The 17,088-nt window shown below is 72.4% G+C and carries 13 protein-coding genes; 7 read left to right on the top strand and 6 right to left on the bottom strand.

Annotated features, from left to right (window positions below):
- Window positions 1–15 precede the first annotated feature (15 nt).
- Window positions 16–1,233 (bottom strand): LCP family protein, encoded by a 1,218-nt coding sequence (locus ACZ6ZQ_RS30845; RefSeq protein WP_469771806.1) that lies wholly within the window; start codon window positions 1,231–1,233, stop codon window positions 16–18.
- A gap of 162 nt (window positions 1,234–1,395) precedes the next feature.
- Window positions 1,396–2,151: a TIGR03089 family protein gene (locus tag ACZ6ZQ_RS30850; RefSeq protein ID WP_469771807.1), complete on the bottom strand. Its 756-nt coding sequence runs from the start codon at window positions 2,149–2,151 to the stop codon at window positions 1,396–1,398.
- A gap of 128 nt (window positions 2,152–2,279) precedes the next feature.
- Here ACZ6ZQ_RS30850 and ACZ6ZQ_RS30855 point away from each other — a divergent pair, with 128 nt between their 5' ends.
- The 3 genes from ACZ6ZQ_RS30855 to ACZ6ZQ_RS30865 all read left to right on the top strand — a co-directional run bounded on the left by ACZ6ZQ_RS30855 (window position 2,280) and on the right by ACZ6ZQ_RS30865 (window position 6,124).
- On the top strand, window positions 2,280–3,734 hold the full coding sequence (locus ACZ6ZQ_RS30855) for a peptidoglycan recognition protein family protein (protein ID WP_469771808.1): 1,455 nt from the start codon (window positions 2,280–2,282) through the stop codon (window positions 3,732–3,734).
- Window positions 3,735–3,850: 116 nt separating this feature from the next.
- Window positions 3,851–4,942, top strand: coding sequence for a mannose-1-phosphate guanylyltransferase (gene manB / locus ACZ6ZQ_RS30860; RefSeq protein ID WP_469771809.1), 1,092 nt, complete (start codon window positions 3,851–3,853; stop codon window positions 4,940–4,942).
- 177 nt (window positions 4,943–5,119) lie between these two features.
- Window positions 5,120–6,124 carry a DNA-3-methyladenine glycosylase family protein gene (locus tag ACZ6ZQ_RS30865; protein ID WP_469771810.1) on the top strand — a complete coding sequence of 335 codons (1,005 nt, stop codon included), beginning with the start codon at window positions 5,120–5,122 and terminating at the stop codon, window positions 6,122–6,124.
- Window positions 6,125–6,257: 133 nt separating this feature from the next.
- Here the strand turns inward: ACZ6ZQ_RS30865 and ACZ6ZQ_RS30870 are convergent, their stop codons facing one another.
- The 3 genes from ACZ6ZQ_RS30870 to ACZ6ZQ_RS30880 all read right to left on the bottom strand — a co-directional run bounded on the left by ACZ6ZQ_RS30870 (window position 6,258) and on the right by ACZ6ZQ_RS30880 (window position 9,129).
- Window positions 6,258–7,556: a coenzyme F420-0:L-glutamate ligase gene (locus ACZ6ZQ_RS30870; protein ID WP_469771811.1), complete on the bottom strand. Its 1,299-nt coding sequence runs from the start codon at window positions 7,554–7,556 to the stop codon at window positions 6,258–6,260.
- The gene (gene cofD / locus ACZ6ZQ_RS30875) at window positions 7,553–8,509 is read right to left on the bottom strand and encodes a 2-phospho-L-lactate transferase (RefSeq protein WP_469771812.1); all 957 of its coding nucleotides are present in this window, start codon (window positions 8,507–8,509) and stop codon (window positions 7,553–7,555) included. The genes ACZ6ZQ_RS30870 and cofD overlap by 4 nt, the downstream gene beginning before the upstream one ends.
- Before the next feature lie 119 nt (window positions 8,510–8,628).
- Window positions 8,629–9,129: a cysteine dioxygenase gene (locus tag ACZ6ZQ_RS30880; protein ID WP_469771813.1), complete on the bottom strand. Its 501-nt coding sequence runs from the start codon at window positions 9,127–9,129 to the stop codon at window positions 8,629–8,631.
- Between the two features lie 685 nt (window positions 9,130–9,814).
- Between ACZ6ZQ_RS30880 and ACZ6ZQ_RS30885 the strand changes: the two genes are divergently transcribed.
- The 3 genes from ACZ6ZQ_RS30885 to ACZ6ZQ_RS30895 all read left to right on the top strand — a co-directional run bounded on the left by ACZ6ZQ_RS30885 (window position 9,815) and on the right by ACZ6ZQ_RS30895 (window position 15,709).
- Entirely contained in the window at window positions 9,815–10,078 is a 264-nt protein-coding gene (locus ACZ6ZQ_RS30885) for a WhiB family transcriptional regulator (protein ID WP_017945871.1), read from the top strand.
- Window positions 10,079–10,427: 349 nt separating this feature from the next.
- On the top strand, window positions 10,428–14,123 hold the full coding sequence (locus ACZ6ZQ_RS30890) for a glycosyltransferase family 2 protein (protein ID WP_469771814.1): 3,696 nt from the start codon (window positions 10,428–10,430) through the stop codon (window positions 14,121–14,123).
- The gene (locus ACZ6ZQ_RS30895) at window positions 14,120–15,709 is read left to right on the top strand and encodes a DUF5719 family protein (protein WP_469771815.1); all 1,590 of its coding nucleotides are present in this window, start codon (window positions 14,120–14,122) and stop codon (window positions 15,707–15,709) included. The genes ACZ6ZQ_RS30890 and ACZ6ZQ_RS30895 overlap by 4 nt, the downstream gene beginning before the upstream one ends.
- 98 nt (window positions 15,710–15,807) lie before the next feature.
- Here the strand turns inward: ACZ6ZQ_RS30895 and ACZ6ZQ_RS30900 are convergent, their stop codons facing one another.
- Window positions 15,808–16,236, bottom strand: coding sequence for a metallopeptidase family protein (locus ACZ6ZQ_RS30900; RefSeq protein ID WP_469771816.1), 429 nt, complete (start codon window positions 16,234–16,236; stop codon window positions 15,808–15,810).
- 388 nt (window positions 16,237–16,624) lie between these two features.
- Here ACZ6ZQ_RS30900 and ACZ6ZQ_RS30905 point away from each other — a divergent pair, with 388 nt between their 5' ends.
- Window positions 16,625–17,053: a DUF3499 domain-containing protein gene (locus tag ACZ6ZQ_RS30905; protein ID WP_469771817.1), complete on the top strand. Its 429-nt coding sequence runs from the start codon at window positions 16,625–16,627 to the stop codon at window positions 17,051–17,053.
- Window positions 17,054–17,088: the final 35 nt, after the last annotated feature.

Raw genomic sequence — 17,088 nt, forward strand, 5'->3', positions numbered from 1 at the left:
TCCTTGGCGATGGCTTTACCCGCACATGCCGGAAGCGGCGTTCGTGCCGGGGAACGTCGGCGTCGCCGAGGGGTTCTCGGAGCCCGTGCCGCCGTCGCTTTCCGTCGCCGGAGCATCACTCGGGGTCGTGTCCTGCGGCACCACTCTCACGGGAGCGTCCTCGCGCAGCCGCTTGAAGAGCTTGCTCGCGGCCGGCTCGACGAGTTCGTCGCGGTTCGGGTCGTACGTGTACGCCCGGCGCGGCACCGTGAGGAACTGCACGCGCTCCGACGGTACGTCCCGCAGTGAGCGGGCGAGGTAGTACAGGTCCCTCAGCGAGTCCATGCCGGGGTCGGCGGTGATCGCCTTGGTCGCCGCGTCCAGTACGGGGTAGAGCTTGGCCGGGTTCAGCAGGACGCCGTTGCTCTGCACCTTGTTGAAGAGCGCGCCGAGGAACCTCTGCTGCCGGTCCATGCGTTCGGTGTCGCTGCCGTCGCCGAGGGACTTGCGGGCGCGCACGAAACCGAGGGCCTGTTCACCATTGAGGGTCTGTTTGCCCGCTTTTAGCCTGAGATGGGCATCGGGGTCGTTGATCGGCTCGTCGAGGCAGACCTGCACCCCGTCCACCGCGTCCACCATGTCCTTGAAGCCATGGAAGTCGATCACCATGTGGTGGTCGACGCGGATACCGGTGAGCCGCTCGACGGTACGGATCGAGCAGGCCGCGCCACCGATCGCGAAGGCGGAGTTGAACTGGGCGAACTGCGGCCGGCTGCGGGTGCCCCCGGCGGTGCGGCAGCCGGGGATGTCGACCATCAGATCGCGTGGGACGGAGACCGCGGTCGCACTGCGCCGGTCGGCGGCGAGATGCACCAGGATCGTCGTGTCGGAGCGCTGGCCCTCGGTGTGGCCGTATGTGCGGTTGACTGAGCCCGCACGGGTGTCCGAGCCGATGAGCAGAATGTTCCGCACCCCGCTCACCGTGTGCAGCGGGCGCTCCCTCTCGTACCGCTCCAGCTCCTCGGCGGCGGTCAGGTCCGTCCCGATGTTGCTGTCGAGCAGCCGGTACAGCCACCAGCTGACACCGGCGATGACGAGGATGAGGAACGACAGGCCGAACGCGGCCCAACGCGGCCAGCGGCGCCTGCGGCCGACGGCGCCGTCGCCCGCCGCGTCCGGAGACCCGGCGGCATCCTCCGCCGGGTCGTCCGGTTCGGCGGGCGTGTCGGCGCTGTCGGTCACGTCTGCGTTCATCCTCGCGGCTCGTCGGGCCCAGTAGGTTTGTCGGGCTCGTTGCCCGCGCGTACGCCGATGATGTCCCGGAGCCGGCGATCAGGCCCGAGGGCTCGGCAGCCGGTGAGCCGGAAGAGTGGACGTCGGAGCGCTTGTCGTACCGCGCTGCCCGCCCGGGGGCGATCACATCGCCCGGTGCGTGACCCGCTCGCTCCCGGTCCGCTTCTCCAGCCCCTCCGGGGAGAGTTGGCCGAGGTTGCGGCAGAGCACCACCGACCCGCCCGAGGCGAGCGGCGCGTACAGCCCGGCCGACAGCCCCTCCCAGGTGTCGTACGGGCGCCCCGACAGCAGCCGCGACCCGGTGTCCCCCAGGCCCAGCGACGCCGCGTCCGCGCGGGCGCGCTCGACGAGGGCCTCGCCCGTCAGCTCCATGCCTGCGACCGTGAGGGCGGGCGCACCCGGGTCCACCGGGACATAAGGCGCGAACCGGTCACCCTGGCTCGGCACCTCCACCGCGTAGTCGGCGAAGCCCTCGGGCACCTGCCGGAAACGGCCGCCCAGCGGCCGCAGCGCCAGGGCGAGCCGCTCCCCGGAACAGGCCCGCGCCGCCTCCAGGGTGTCCGGGCCGCTGACGACGAGGTCCGCGCCCGCGGGGTCACCGCCGACCTCGGCGACCACCCCGACCGAATGACAGGCGAGCAGCCACACCGCGGTCTGCCAGTGCGCCGGCAGCAGCAGCGCCAGCCGGTCGCCGGGCTCCGCGGACAGCCCGTCCTGGAGCAGATTCGCCGTCTTGGCCACCCAATTGGCGAAGGTCGCGACGGACAATTCGACGCGCTCACCGGTGGCGTCGTCGTAGAAGGTGACCAGGGGGCGGGCCGGATCCTCGGCGAGGGCGGATCGCAGCAGGTCGGCGGGGGTGCGGTCGCTGGCGTTCACCCGCGCAAGAGTACGCCGCCGAGGTGCCGCGGGCGCCGCCGTACCGGTGACGGCGTCCCCCGGTCGGGCCGACGGGCCGTCAGATTCCCGGAAGGCGGAATGCGTCCGCCCGTCCAATGATCATTGGCATGCGTGCCTTCCATGTATCCGCGATCGGCGTCGCGTGCACAGCCGTCCTCGCCCTTCCCGCACTCGCGCTGCCGGCCACCGCCGCGCCGCCGGTGCCGGATCTGCCGGGTTCCACCCAGTCCTTGCCGCTCGAGCCGCTCCCCGGCCACCAGCGGGCGGCCGGCGGCGCCGTCGTCCAGGGGCTGGAGCGACGCGAGGTCCGTCCGTTCTCGCTCGTCGGGGTCGTCTGGGACGACGTGGAGACCGAACTCCACGGCACGGTCCAGGTCCGCACCCGCGCCGCGGGCTCCAGCACGTGGTCCGCGTGGCAGCACGTGGAGACCCACGACGAGGAACACGCCCCTGACCCCGGCTCACCGGAGCGTGTCGCGGGACATGTACGCGGCTCGACCGCGCCCCTGTGGGTCGGCGAATCGGACGGCGTCGAGGTCCGCGTACAGTCCGGGACCACGGCCGAGACGAGCGCCGGGACGACGGCCGGGCCGCGGCGCGGCCCCACGGAGCCCCTCCCGCGCGGCCTGCGGCTCCAGCTCGTCGACCCGGGCCGGGTCGCGGAGGCCGAGGTGCCGCCGCTGTCCGAGGAGCCCGAGCCGCGGCCCGCGGCGTCGGCGAACCCCTGGCCGGGGGGAGGCGAGGGCGAGGGCGAGGGAGCGGCGGAGGACGAGCCGGCTGCGGGCGGTCCGGAGACCGAGGCGCAGGCCGAAGCGCAGGCCGCCGACCTGACGGCCGAGTCCGCGGCCGCCTCGGCGGTCAACGCGGATCTCGCGCCGCTCGGAGCCGACGTGATCCCCGCCCTGTCCAAGGCGGAGACGAACGCGGTGGCCAAGCTGTACGGCGTTGCGAAGCCGTACATCGGCCCGCGGCCGGGCATCATCACCCGCAAGGGCTGGGGCGCCGACGAGTCGCTGCGTGAGAAGCAGTTCGTGTACACCAACGCGGTCAAGGCGGCCTTCGTCCACCACAGTGCGACGGGCAACGGATTCACCTGCGAGCAGTCGCCCTCCGTCCTGCGCAGTATCTACCGCTACCACGTCGAGAGCAGTGGCTGGCGGGACATCGGCTACAACTTCGCCGTCGACAAGTGCGGAAACATCTACGAAGGGCGGGCAGGAGGCGTGGCCAAGGCGGTGCTCGGCGCACACACACGCGGTTTCAACACGAACAGCATGGGCATCGCGGTCCTCGGAACGTACAGTTCGACCACCCCGCCGCCGGCCGCGGTGGAGGCGGTCGCCAAGCTCACCGCCTGGAAGCTCGGTCTGTACGGGGTGAACCCGAAGTCGAAGACGTATCTGACGTCCGGGGGCGGCAACAAGTTCGCGAAAGGCACGCAGGCCAGACTCAACGTCATCTCGGGGCACCGGGACGGATTCGCAACCGACTGCCCGGGAGGCCGCCTCTACGGCCAGCTCGGCACGGCCCGTACCGTCGCGGCCAGACTCCAGGGCCGCTGACGGGTCGCGGACGGGCCGGTGAAGGCCCGTACCGCATACGTACGTACGAACAGGCTGAATACACTGGCCGGTCATACGCACGAATCGCCCGGCCCCAGCAGGAAGCAGAGAAGGCATTGACTCAGGCCCCAGAAGCGATCCTCCTGGTCGGCGGCAAGGGCACGCGGTTGCGCCCGCTCACCATGAACACGCCCAAGCCGATGGTCCCCGCGGCAGGCGTGCCGTTCCTCACGCACCAGCTGGCGCGGGCACGCGCCGCGGGCGTCGAGCACATCGTGCTCGCGACGTCGTACCTCGCGGAGGTCTTCGAGCCGTACTTCGGCGACGGCTCCTCGATGGGCCTGCACCTGGAGTACGTCACCGAGGAGGAGCCGCTCGGCACGGGCGGGGCGATCCGGAACGTCGCGTCACGGCTGCGGTCGGGGCCGGAGGATCCGGTACTGATCTTCAACGGTGACATTCTGACGGGCCTGGACATCGGTGGCCTGGTCGAGACGCACACGGCGTCCGGGGCGGACGTCTCCCTGCACCTGACCCGGGTGGCGGACCCCCGGGCGTTCGGCCTGGTGCCCACCGACGGGACGGGCCGGGTCACGGCCTTCCTGGAGAAGCCGCAGACCCCGGAAGAGATCGTCACCGACCAGATCAACGCGGGGGCGTACGTCTTCCGCCGCTCGGTGATCGACGGCATTCCGGCGGGCCGCCCGGTCTCGGTCGAACGGGAGACCTTCCCCGATCTGCTGGCCTCCGGGGCCCACCTCCAGGGCATGGTCGACTCGACCTACTGGCTGGACCTCGGCACCCCGCAGGCCTTCGTCCGCGGCTCCGCCGACCTGGTCCTGGGCCGCGCGCCCTCCCCGGCCGTGCCCGGCCGCTGCGGCGACCGCCTGATCCTGCCGACCGCGACGGTCGCCCCGGACGCCAAGCTCACCGGCGGCACGGTGATCGGCGCCGGCGCGGTCATCGGCGAGGGCGCCCGCATCACCGGCAGCACGATCCTGGACGGCGCGACCGTCGAGGCCGGAGCCGTCGTCACCGACTCCCTGGTCGGCGCGGGCGCCCACGTGGGTGCCCGCACGGTCCTCACGGGCGCGGTCATCGGCGACGGCGCGGTCGTCGGCCCCGACAACGAGCTCAAGGACGGGGTCCGGGTGTGGTGCGACGCGACGCTCCCGGCGGGGGCGATCCGCTTCTCCTCGGACCAGTAGGGCCGTGTGCCCGGGGGCGTCCGCCCCCGGGCCGGACCCGGAGCCCTACTCTCTAAGAGACTGCACTCCCCAGGGGCCTCCCGAAGGGACTGCACTCCCAAGGGACTCCCGGAACCCTCCCGGGGGCTCCCACCGAGGACCCCGAGCCGAGGACCCCCGACACCGAGGACCCCTCCCGTGGCAGGACGCTTCGACCCACGCCCCGCCGTCACCCGCACCACCGTGCGCGGCGGCGAGGTTCCCGTACCCGCGCCCAGGGCCTCGGCCTCCGCGCTCGGGGGCAGGGAGCGGCGCTACGTACCGCCGGGCCCGCTCGACCTGGGGCTCGTGCTGGGGCCGCTGCGGCGCGGGCCGGCCGATCCGACGTTCCGTACGACACCGGACGGCTCGGTGTGGCGTGCCACCCGCACCCCCGACGGACCGGGCACCCTCCGCGTCGCGGCACGGGACGGGGCCGTCCACACCGAAGCCTGGGGCCCCGGCGCCGAGTGGCTGATGGAGCAACTGCCCGCCATGCTCGGCGAGTCCGACGATCCGGACGCCTTCGAGCCGCGCCACCGCCTCGTCGCGGCCACCCACCGCCGCCGTCCCGGCCTGCGCCTGACCCGTACGGGACTGGTCATGGAGTCCCTGATCCCGTCGATCCTGGAACAAAAGGTCACCACCGACGAGGCCTACCGCGCCTGGCGCCTCCTCGTACGGAAATACGGCGAGCCCGCACCGGGTCCGGGCGGTCGTCTCCACGTCATGCCCGACCCTCGCACCTGGTCACTCATCCCCTCCTGGGAGTGGCACCGCGCGGGCGTCGACGACAAACGAGCTGCCACGATCCTGCGCGTGGTCCGCGTCGCCCGCCGTATGGAGGAGGCCGCGGCGATGGAGCCCGAAGCGGCCATGGCGCGCCTGGAGCTGATCCCCGGCATCGGCCCCTGGACCTCCGCCGAGACGATCCAGCGCAGCAACGGCGCCCCCGACGCCGTCACGGTCGGCGACCTCCACCTCCCCGGCATCGTCGGCTACGCCCTCGCAGGCGACCGGGACGCCGACGACGCCGCCATGCTCGAACTCCTGCAGCCCTACGCGGGCCAGCGCCACCGCGCGGCGCGGTTGATCCTGCTGAGCGGGCGGGTGCCGGCGCGTCGCAAGCCGAAGATGCCGCGGCACGACATCGCCGCACTCTGACCATGAGCGCTCTGACCCAGGAGCTCTCTGATCACGAGCCCTCTGATCACGAGCTCTCTGACCACAAGCGCTCAGAACAGGAGCGCTCAGGGCGTGAGCCGGGCCCAGAGCCGGGCCAGGGTGTCGCGTCCGTTCAGCGCACCTCGATGAACGCCGACGCCTCCCGCTCCGGTCGCGGCTTCGCTGCCGCCGCCGGCCGTCCCACGGCCACCGCCCCCATCGGATCCCACGACTCCGGCAGCCCGAGAACCTCGCGCACGACTTCGCGGCAGAACATCGTCGAGGACACCCACGCCGACCCGAGCCGCTCGCCCGCCAGCGCCACCAGGAAGTTCTGGACACCCGCGCCCGCCGCGACGACGAACATCTCGCGCTCCGCGGCGTCCCTGCGCTCGTCGCCGTAGTGGTGCGAGCCGTCCATCACCAGGCACGGCACCACCAGATACGGCGCGTTCCGCAGTACGTCCCCGCGCTTGATCCGCTTGGCGATGGACTGCTCCGACTTGCCGTCGCGCCGCAGATCCGCGATCCAGGCCTCCCGCATCGCGTCCAGCAGCCGCAGCCGCGAAGCCTCCGATTCGAGCAGCACGAAGCGCCACGGCGTCGTGTGGTGCGGAGCGGGCGCCGTCACGGCCGCGGCGACCGCGCGCCGGACCGCGCCCGGGTCCACCGGATCGTCCGTGAACTCCCGCACCGTCCGCCGCAGCGCCACCGCTTCCCGTACCGCCTCCGACGTGCCGAGGCGGAACATGTCGTCCTCGGCGCCCCGCACCAGCGCCGCCGCGCCGTCCGTCGTCTCGGCGACGACATGGGGGAGGCCTCGGACCACGGCCACCGGCAGCCCGGCCGCCTTGCCCTTGACCAGGTCGCCCGCCGCTGCCAGCTCGTCCGCCGTGGCGACGACGGTCGCGCTCAGCGGATTCCCGTGCGCGTCGACGCCACCCCGCAGATCGTCCAGGACCTGGACCCCCGCCGCTCCGATCGCGACATCGGTGAGCCCGGTGCGCCAGGGCCGCCCGAAGGTGTCCGTCACCACCACACCGACCTCGACACCGAGGGTGTCCCGCAGCCCCTCACGGATACGGGCCGCCGACGCGTCCGGGTCCTCGGGCAGCAACAGCACGGTCCCAGCGGCGGTGTTGGAGGCGTCGACCCCGGCCGCGGCCATGATCAGGCCCTGCCGGTTCTCGACGATACGGAGGGTGCCGCGCCGGGCCACCACCCGCACCGTCTCGGCGTCGATGGCCTCCTCCCGCGAGTCCGCGGCGATGATCCGGCCCTCGGCCTTGGAGACGATCTTCGACGTGACGAGCAGGACGTCGCCGTCCACCAGGCCCGGTTCGGTGGCCGCGATCAGCTTCGCGATGTCGTCGCCCGGCCGGACCTCGGGCAGCCCGGGCAACGCCCAGACGCGGTAGGACGGATGCGTCATGCCCGCACCTCCTCGGCGAGCGCCAGCGCCTCACGCGCCATCGCCGCCGCAGCCTCCACGCCGGTCATCATCAGCGGCACGGCCTTGCAGCGGATCCCCGCCTCCTCGACGTCCGCCACGGCCCCCGCGTCCACGGTGTCCACGAGCCAGCCGTCCAGCAGCCCCGAGCCGTAGTGCTTCGCCACCGCCGCTGCCGTCGACTCGACCCCGACCGCCGCCAGCACCTTGTCGGCCATGCCGCGCACCGGAGCGTTCCCGACGATGGGGGAGAGGCCGACGACGGGGACGCCCGCCTCGGCGATCGCCTCCCGGATGCCCGGCACCGCGAGGATCGTCCCCACGCTCACCACCGGGTTGGACGGCGGGAAGACGATGACGTCGGCCGCGCCGATCGCCTCCAGGACGCCCGGCGCGGGCTTGGCCTGCTCGGCGCCCACGGGCACGACGGCCTGGGCGTCGACGGAGGCCCGCAGCCGGACCCAGTACTCCTGGAAGTGGATGGCCTTGCGCTCGCCCTCGACGTCGATGGCGACATGCGTCTCGACGCGGTCGTCGGACATCGGCAGCAGCCGCACCCCGGGCTGCCACCGTGCGCACAGCGCCTCGGTGACGGCGCTCAGCGGATAGCCCGCGCTCAGCATCTGCGTACGGACGATGTGCGTGGCGAAGTCACGGTCGCCCAGCCCGAACCACTCGGGGCCCACGCCGTACTCCGCGAGCTCGCTCTTGACCTGGAAGGTCTCGTCCGTACGTCCCCAGCCCTGCTCCTCGTTGATGCCGCCGCCGAGCGTGTACATCACCGTGTCGAGATCGGGACACACCTTCAGCCCGAACAGATGGATGTCGTCACCGGTGTTGCCGATGACCGTGATGTCGGCTTCGGGGGCGGCCGCCTTGAGGCCACGCAGGAAACGAGCACCGCCGATACCACCGGCCAGAACCACAATGCGCATGAAGACAGTCTGTCAGCCGAAGGCTGTTCGGTTGAGGGGTGGTGGTCGGGCGACGGGCGGGCCTGTCAGCCGAAGGCTGTTCCCATGAGGGGTGGTGGGTGGGGCGACGGAAGGGGGCGTCAGGCGGCGACGGCATCCTGTCGGGCCGGGGAGCAGTGGGCCGTGTGCATCGGCATCTCGGTCAGGCCCGGGAAGTAGATGTGCAGACTGACGGCCGGTTCGAGCGAGTCGTTGACCACCTCGTGCACATATCCGGGTGCGAAGACGCGCTGGGCGCCGACGGCCAGGGAACGGGAGGCGGTGGCCGTCCGCTCCGTCAACTCGCCCTCGAGGACGGTCAGCACACCGGACGAGCGGCCGTGGTCGTGGAGTCCGCTGCCCTGGCCGGGGACCCAGGAGAGCAGCCAGACCTCGTAGCCGGGGCCGGTGCGCAGCCGGTGGTACCAGCGGGTGGTGGCGTCGTACTGGACGAGGTGGGCCCACTGGGCGGGGTCGGCGGCGATGGAGCGGGCGAGGCCGGCGAACTCGGCCACGGTCGCCGGGTGCTCGCGGGCGGGCTGGAGGAGGTGCTGAACCTCGAGGATGTCGCCGGCGATCTGGAGGTCGCTGTCGCTGTTCATGGGTGCGGTGGTTCCTCGGCAGAAACGGGAGGGTCAGTGCTGGGGTGTCGCGAGTCTCCGCCCGGGGCGGAGTGGGGAGAGCTGGAGCGCTACGGCATCAACAGCTGGAACAGCAACAGCAACAGCGAGTCTGGACAGCGCTGCGGAACCCACGGGTCGCGTGGGCCGCGGAGGGCGCTGTGGTCGCTGGCATGCATCCAAAGGTGACCAACGCGGTCCCAGATGTCAACTCAATGCCCGATTTGGTGGCAATGTTTCACCTCATCCGGTTACTCCGGTCGGAGAAAGGTTTGTGCAGTGATGGGACCGGAGACATGGCGCAGCAACCGCGCTCTTAAACGCCGTTGTGTTCTCGTGATCAGACTGTGATCCGGATCGCTTGTGTGGCTGGATCGCAACAAGATCGAACCGCGCGACGTCCTCCTTCGTGAGGACCGGTTGATGCCGGTGCCGGACCGAGGGTCGGAGGGGGTGCGGACAGGTCAGTGGTCAGTGTCTTGGTTTTTGGTGATTTGCACACTTTCCGCATACGTTTGGTTCTGCAGAGTGAATACGGGGCTCAATAGCAGATCTCGGCTTGACTGGCCCGGATCCACACACTTGTAATTTCACTCGTGTCGTTCGGCCGAAATCGGTACGGCTCACGGCCACATCACGGGGACGCAAAGACGGACGAGGGGCGCACATGACCGAGCTGTTTCAGCAACTGCTGGTCGAGGACGCGGACGAGGAACTCGGCTGGCAGGAGCGCGCGTTGTGCGCCCAGACCGACCCCGAGTCCTTCTTCCCCGAGAAGGGCGGTTCGACCCGCGAGGCCAAGAAGGTCTGCCTCGCCTGTGAGGTCCGCTCCGAGTGCCTCGAGTACGCCCTTGCCAACGACGAGCGATTCGGTATCTGGGGCGGCCTGTCCGAACGTGAGCGCCGCCGTCTGAAGAAGGCCGCGGTCTGAAGAAGGCCGCCGTGCGAAGAAGGCGCGGTCTGAAGTAGGCCGCCGTCCGGCGAGGGGCGCCGTCTGGAGAAGGCCGCCGTCCGACGAGCGTTGCCGGCCGACCGATCCGGGGCTTCGCCCTCCCAGCCCCCAGTCCTCAATCTCCCCCTATGCCCCGTGGGCGTGGGGACCCCTGGGCGCGCTGGAACATCCGGTCCGTCCGGCGATCGAGGCGCAGGGTTCGGGGCGGAGCCCCGAGAAGTGTCCACAGGCGGCGGACCGTCTCCCTGCCAGCCGTTAGTGTGGGGCCCCGTCCCAGACGCTCCAGCGCCCCTCGCGGGGCGACCCCGGCCGGAGGGCCCGTACCTCAATGTCCGCCACCACTGCGGAGTTTGTTCCCGCCACCCCGCCCGAGTTCCCGCGGCACGTCGTCACCGCCGTGCTCGTCTCCCACGACGGTGCCCGCTGGCTGCCGGACGCGCTCGCCGGGCTGCTCGGTCAGGAGCGCCCCGTACAGAACGCCGTCGCGGCCGACACCGGCAGCGCCGACGACTCCGCCGCGCTGATCACCGAGGCACTCGGCGCCGACCGGGTGCTGCATCTCGCCCGCCGCACCGGCTTCGGTGCCGCCGTCGACGAGGCCGTGCGCACCGCGGGCGTACTCACCCCCGACGACCTGCCGTACCTGAAGCGGCCCAGCGGCTGGGACCCCGTGAGCAGGACCTGGCGCGACGAGGCGTACGACATGCCGGAGCTGCCGTACGGCGAACCGGTCCAGTGGCTCTGGCTGCTCCACGACGACTGCGCTCCCGCCCCCGACGCCCTCGCCGAACTGCTGCGCGTCGCAGACTCCGACGAATACGCGGCGATCATCGGCCCCAAGCTGCGCGGCTGGTACGACCGCAAGCAGCTCCTCGAAGCCGGCGTCTCCATCGCCAACAGCGGCCGCCGCTGGACCGGACTCGACCGCCGCGAGCAGGACCAGGGCCAGCACGACCAGGTCCGCTCCGTCCTCTCCGTGTCCTCCGCGGGCATGCTCGTCCGCCGCGACGTCTGGGAGGAGCTGGGCGGCTTCGACCGGCGGCTGCCCCTGATGCGTGACGACGTCGACCTGTGCTGGCGTGCACACGCCGCCGGTCACCGCGTCCTCGTCGCTCCCGGAGCCGTCCTGCGCCACGCGGAGGCAGCGGCCCGCGAGCGCCGCACCGTCGACTGCGCCGGACGCTCGGTCACCAGCCCGCACCGTGTCGACAAGGCCGGCGCCGTCTACACCCTGCTCGCCAACGCGCGCGGCGCCGCCCTCCCCTTCGTTCTGCTCCGCCTCGTCCTCGGCACCCTGCTGCGCACCCTCGCCTACCTTGTCGGCAAGGCTCCCGGGCAGGCCGTCGACGAGGTCATGGGACTCTTCAAGACCCTCCTGCGGCCGGAGAGGATCCTCGCCGCCCGCCGCAGACGCAGAAAGCCTGCCGTGGATGCGAGCGAACTGCGGCCGCTCTTCCCGCCGCACGGCGCCACGATCCGCGCCACCGTCGAACAGGTCGCGAGCAGTCTCGGCGCCGGCAGCGACTCCGACGGCGGAGGCTCACGGCACGGCGCCGTCGAGTCCGGACCGGGCGGCGACGACGCGGACTTCCTGGAGATCGAGCAGTTCGCCCGGCTCAAGCGGATCGCCCGCAAGCCGGGACCCGTGCTGTTCGCGGTCCTGCTGATCGTCTCCCTCGTCGCCTGCCGCGGGCTCCTCGGCGGCGGGGCGCTCGCGGGCGGCGCGCTGCTGCCCGCACCTGCCGACATCTCCGACCTCTGGAGCCGGTACGCCGACGGCTGGCACCCACTCGGCACGGGCGGTACGCAGACGGCGCCCCCGTACCTCGCCGTCCTCGCGGTCCTGTCCGGTCTCTTCCTCGGCTCGACGGGCTTCGCGCTCACCCTGCTCCTCGTCTGCTCGGTGCCGCTCGCCGGCGTCACCGCGTACTTCGCCTCCAGGCCGCTGATCGAATCCCGGCTGCTGCGTGCCTGGGCGAGCGTCGCCTACGCCTTTCTGCCCGCCGCGACCGGCGCGCTCGCCACCGGGCGGCTAGGCACCGCGGTCCTCGCGATCGTGCTGCCGCTGATCGCCCGCGCCGCGGTCGCGGCGTACGGACTGGCCCGCGGAGACGGCGGAGCGCGCGGAAGCTGGCGTGCCACCTGGGCGTACGCCCTTCTGCTGACCTTCGCGATGGCCTTCACCCCGATCGTGTGGCCCGTCGCCGTCGTCCTCGGTCTCGCCGGCCTCGCGCTGCGGCGGGACGACATCACGGCCTACGGGCTGCGCTTCCTCGCCGCCGTCGGCACACCGCTGTTGATCCTCGCTCCCTGGTCGCTGTCGTTGCTGACGAGCCCCTCCGGCTTCCTCCGTGAGGCCGGGCTCGAGTTCGGCGCGGGCGCCGCCTCGCCGCTCGACCTCCTCGGCATCAGCCCCGGCGGCCCCAAGGCCCTCGGCGGACTGCTGCTGATCGGGATCGTCCTGGCGGCGCTCGCGGCCCTGCTGCGCGGCGAGCGGCAGTTCGCGATCCGTACCGCCTGGGCCGTCGCCCTCGTCGCCCTCGTCTTCGCGGCTCTCGCCAACGGTTCGGGCTGGGCAGGCCCGACCACCCTCGTTTACGGCATCGCCCTGCTCGCCGCCACCGTGCTCGGCGCGGAGGGCGCCCGGGAGCGGGTCGCCGCCCAGAGCTTCGGCTGGCGCCAGCCCGTCGCCGGGCTGATCGCCCTCGCCGCGGGAGCCGCCCCGCTGCTGTCCGCCGCCGGCTGGATGATCAGCGGAGCCACGGGCCCGCTGGACCGCCGCGACCCGGTGCAGGTCCCGGCGTTCGTCGCGGAGGAGAGCGACACCCGCGACCAGCCGCGCACACTCGTACTCGGCGGTTCGTCCCCGGCCAAGGTGTCGTACGCCCTGGTCCGCGGCTCCGGCGGCCGCCTCGGCGACGCGGAGCTGACCGAGGCCGGCGGCAACGACGCCCGCCTCGACAAGGTCGTCGCCAACCTCGTCGCGGGCTCCGGCGCCGATCAGACCAGCCAGCTCAGCGGCTTCGCGATCCGGTACGTGCTCGTACGGGACGGCGCACCGCGGCAGATGAGCCGCGTCCTCGACGCCACCCCCGGCCTTTCGCGGCTCAGCCAGCTCGACGGCAGCGCACTGTGGCGCGTGGACCGCCAGGTCGCCCGTGCGGTCATCGTCAACGGCAAGGAGGAGCCGCTGCCCGTGGCCGCCGGCCCCGTCGAGTCCCACGCGGAGATCCCGGCCGGCGCGTCCGGGCGGGTGCTGCGCATCGCGGACCGCGCGGACGACGGCTGGCAGGCCACGCTGGACGGTCGCGCGCTGAAGAAGACCACGGTCGACGGCTGGGCCCAGGGATTCGAACTCCCTGCGGAGGGCGGCCGGCTCGACCTCTCCTACGAGGACCCGACGACCCACACCGCCTGGATCTGGACGCAGGGCGCGCTCGCCCTCGTCCTGGTCGTGCTGGCCCTGCCCGGCAGGCGCCGCGAGATCGACGACGACCTGCCCGAGGAGGAGGCCGCGATCCCGGCCCAGCCCGTCGAGGGCGAGGGCCGCCGGGCCCGCAGGCTCCGCGCGGCGCAGGCCGCGGCGGAGGCGGACGAGGCCGTGGGACTGGACCCCGCGCCACAGCCGGATTCCGAGCCGGACCCGTACGCGGCCGTGCCGCACCAGCAGCACTACGGCGGCGACGCCGAGTGGGACGGCCGGACGTACGCGGGTGCGGGATCCGGCGCGGGCGAGGGTGTGGGCGCAGGCGTCGGTGCCGGTGCCGGCGAGTACGCGTCGTACGCGAACGACCAGTACGCCGACCCGTACGCCGCGCAGCCCTACCAGGACGCCCAGCAGCAGTACGCGTACGGAGAGCAGCAGTCGCAGCAGCAGTACGACCAGCAGCCGCAGCAGCAGTACGACCAGCAGTACGGGCAGCAGCAGTACGGGCAGTACCCGGACGACCCGTACCGGACGAGCCAGTACGACCCCTACGGCTACGAGACCGAGCAGCGTCCCGACGGGAGCAGCAACCAGTGAACCGCACGACCCTCTCGCTTCTCGCGGCCGCGGCCGCGCTCGCCGCCGTGACCGGATTCGCCGCGCTCAGCGCGCCGGACGGCGGGGCGGCCGCCGAGGCGAAGGCTCCGGCCCGGCTGCCGGTCGAGCGCTCCAGCCTGCTGTGTCCGGCGCCTGCGACGTCCGACATCGCGGAGACGACGTACACGTCCTTCACGCCCGCTGCGCAGGTGGCCGGATCGGCCGGATCGAGCGATGACGCGGAGGGCGCGGCGGAACTGAAGCCGTCCGTCACGACCTTGTCGGACCCGGACGACGGGGACGAGAAGGACGAGAAGGCGGGGGACAAGGCCAAGGCCGGGGACAAAGCCAAGGCGGGCGCGGCGAAGAAGCCCGCGGCGGACAAGGCCGTCGTCACCCTCAAGGAGCCCGGTAAGCCCGTCGGCGCCGAGGCGAGCGGCGGCGACGCTCCCGCGCTCATCGGCTCCGCCGGCGGCAGGCTCGCCCCCGGCTGGACCACCCAGCAGACCACCACGGTCACCGCGGGCAGCGGACGCGGCGTGCTCGGGGTCAGCTGCACCGCACCGGACACCGACTTCTGGTTCCCGGGCGCCAGCATCGCGAAGGACCGTGTGGACTACGTCCACCTCACCAACCCGGACGACACGGGCGCCGTCGTCGACATCGAGCTCTACGGCAAGCAGGGCGCCCTCAAGACCCAGCTGACCGAGGGCATCCCGGTCCCGGCCGGGGCGAGCGTCCCCGTGCTGCTCTCCACCCTGACGTCCGACCCCGCCGAGGACGTGACGGTGCATGTCACCACGCGTACGGGCAGGGTCGGCGCCGCGGTGCGGGGCGCCGGCGAGAAGACCGGCAGTGACTGGCTTCCCGCCTCCACCGACCCGTCCGGCACGCTCGTGCTGCCCGGCATCCCGGCGGACGCGACGTCGGTACGGCTGGTGGCGTTCGCGCCGGGCGACGACGACGCCGATCTGAAGGTGCGGCTGGCGGGCCCGTCCGGCACGATCACCCCGGCCGGCCACGAGACGTTGCGCGTCAAGTCGGGGATGACCGCGTCCGTCGAACTCCAGGACGTCACCAGGGGCGAGGCGGGCTCACTCCTCCTCGTCCCCTCCCAGAGCGGTCGGGCGACCCCTGTGGTCGCGGCCCTCCAGGTCACCCGGGGCAAGGGAGACAAGCAGGAGATCGCCTTCATCCCCGCGACCGCACCCGTGCAGGAACGCGCCACCGCGGCCGACAACCGGGCCAAGGGCTCGGTGCTCTCCCTGACCGCGCCCGGCGAGACCGCCCAGGTCAAGGTCACGGCCTCGGCGGGCACCGGGGCGGGCACCCCCGTCTCCAAGACGTACACGGTCAAGGGCGGCACGACCCTCGCGGTCACCGCCCCGCCCGTCCCGGCCGGCCTCAAGGGCTCGTACGCGCTGACCGTCGAACCCCAGCCGGGCGGCGGCCCGGTCCACGCGGCCCGGACGCTGCTGCTCCCGCAGGACGGCATCGAGATGTTCACGGTCCAGACGCTCCCCGACGACCGGGGTCTGGTCGAGGTCCCGGAGGCGGAGCAGGACCTGTCGGTCCTGGACGACTAGTGCTGTCCGGCGGTACGGCGTCCTGGCGCCCCGCGCAGACCGGACAGAGCCAAGTCCTGGCCGTACCCCGGAGCCAGGCGGGACTTAGGCAACACGCCCTAGTCCTGGCCGTACCGCGGGTCGACCGACTCGGGGGAGAGGCCGAGCAGGTCAGCGACCTGCTCCACGACCACCTCGTGGACGAGCAGCGCCCGCTCGTCGCGGTTCTTGGTGCGGATCTCGACCGGCCGCCGGTAGACGACGATCCTCGCCGGGCGGCCCTTGTCGGCCGGGGCCGAGCTGCCCAGCGGCACGGTCTCGTTCGGCGACCCCGGTACCTCCAGCACCAGGAACTCCACCTCGGCCAGCTGGGGCCAGCGCCGCTCCAGCCGCTCCACCGAATCCTGTACGAGATCGCGGAAGGACTCCGCGCGGCTGGCGGAGAGCGGTACCTGAGGCGGTGCGACGGGCCCGCGCATTCCTCGGCCATGGCGGTCGCGGCGGCGCGGCCTGGGCTCGGTCGGGCGGGGCGGTACGGGACTGTCCATCACTGACGCAGCGTAGCTCTCCGGACCCCGCACGCATCGCGCCCGCGTGCCCACCCCACGGCATGTCGTCACCCCGCCCGACGACCTGCCGCCACCCGGGCGTGCGGCATGTTGCCCTCCTGAGTGCGGTATGTCGCCGCCCGATCGCGTGGAGTGTCTCCGCCCTGCGCGACGGCATGTCGCTTATTGAACATTCCAGCCAAGCTTGGGCTCGATTCGATGCCTCCGCTCGATCACCGCTCTCGCCGCGATTGACGCGATTTGTGTCGAGCGATGACCGGATGACGTACCGTCGCCGGCCGTGCGCTTCTCCTCCCGTGCAGGTCAGGGCAGTTGCCCGAAAGGCGCCTGTGCCGGACCTCACAGCACGACACGGTGGAGTGACGTGGTGGAGAGTCGTCGCGGCCCGCTCAAGAGTGCGGTACCGTCCAACGTCGTGAGCCCTGTACGTCGCTGTTCGCGCACCGCGTGCGGCCGCCCTGCCGTCGCGACACTGACGTACGTCTATGCCGATTCGACCGCGGTCCTCGGCCCCCTCGCCACCTATGCCGAGCCCCACTGCTACGACCTGTGCGCCGAGCACAGTGAGCGCCTCACCGCGCCGCGCGGCTGGGAGGTCGTACGGCTCTCGGACGCCTCCGGCCCGAGCCGGCCCAGTGGCGACGATCTCGAAGCGCTGGCGAACGCGGTCCGGGAGGCGGCCCGCCCCCACGAACGTGCGGCCGAGGCGGGCGGCGGCCCCGGTGTCCGCCGGTCGGAGCCGATGGAGGTCGGACGCCGCGGCCATCTCCGCGTGCTGCGTTCCCCCGACTCCTGAAGCATTCCGACGCGTTCGCATCCGTACGGCCCTCG

The sequence above is a fragment of the Streptomyces sp. NPDC053673 genome (genome assembly GCF_055585225.1).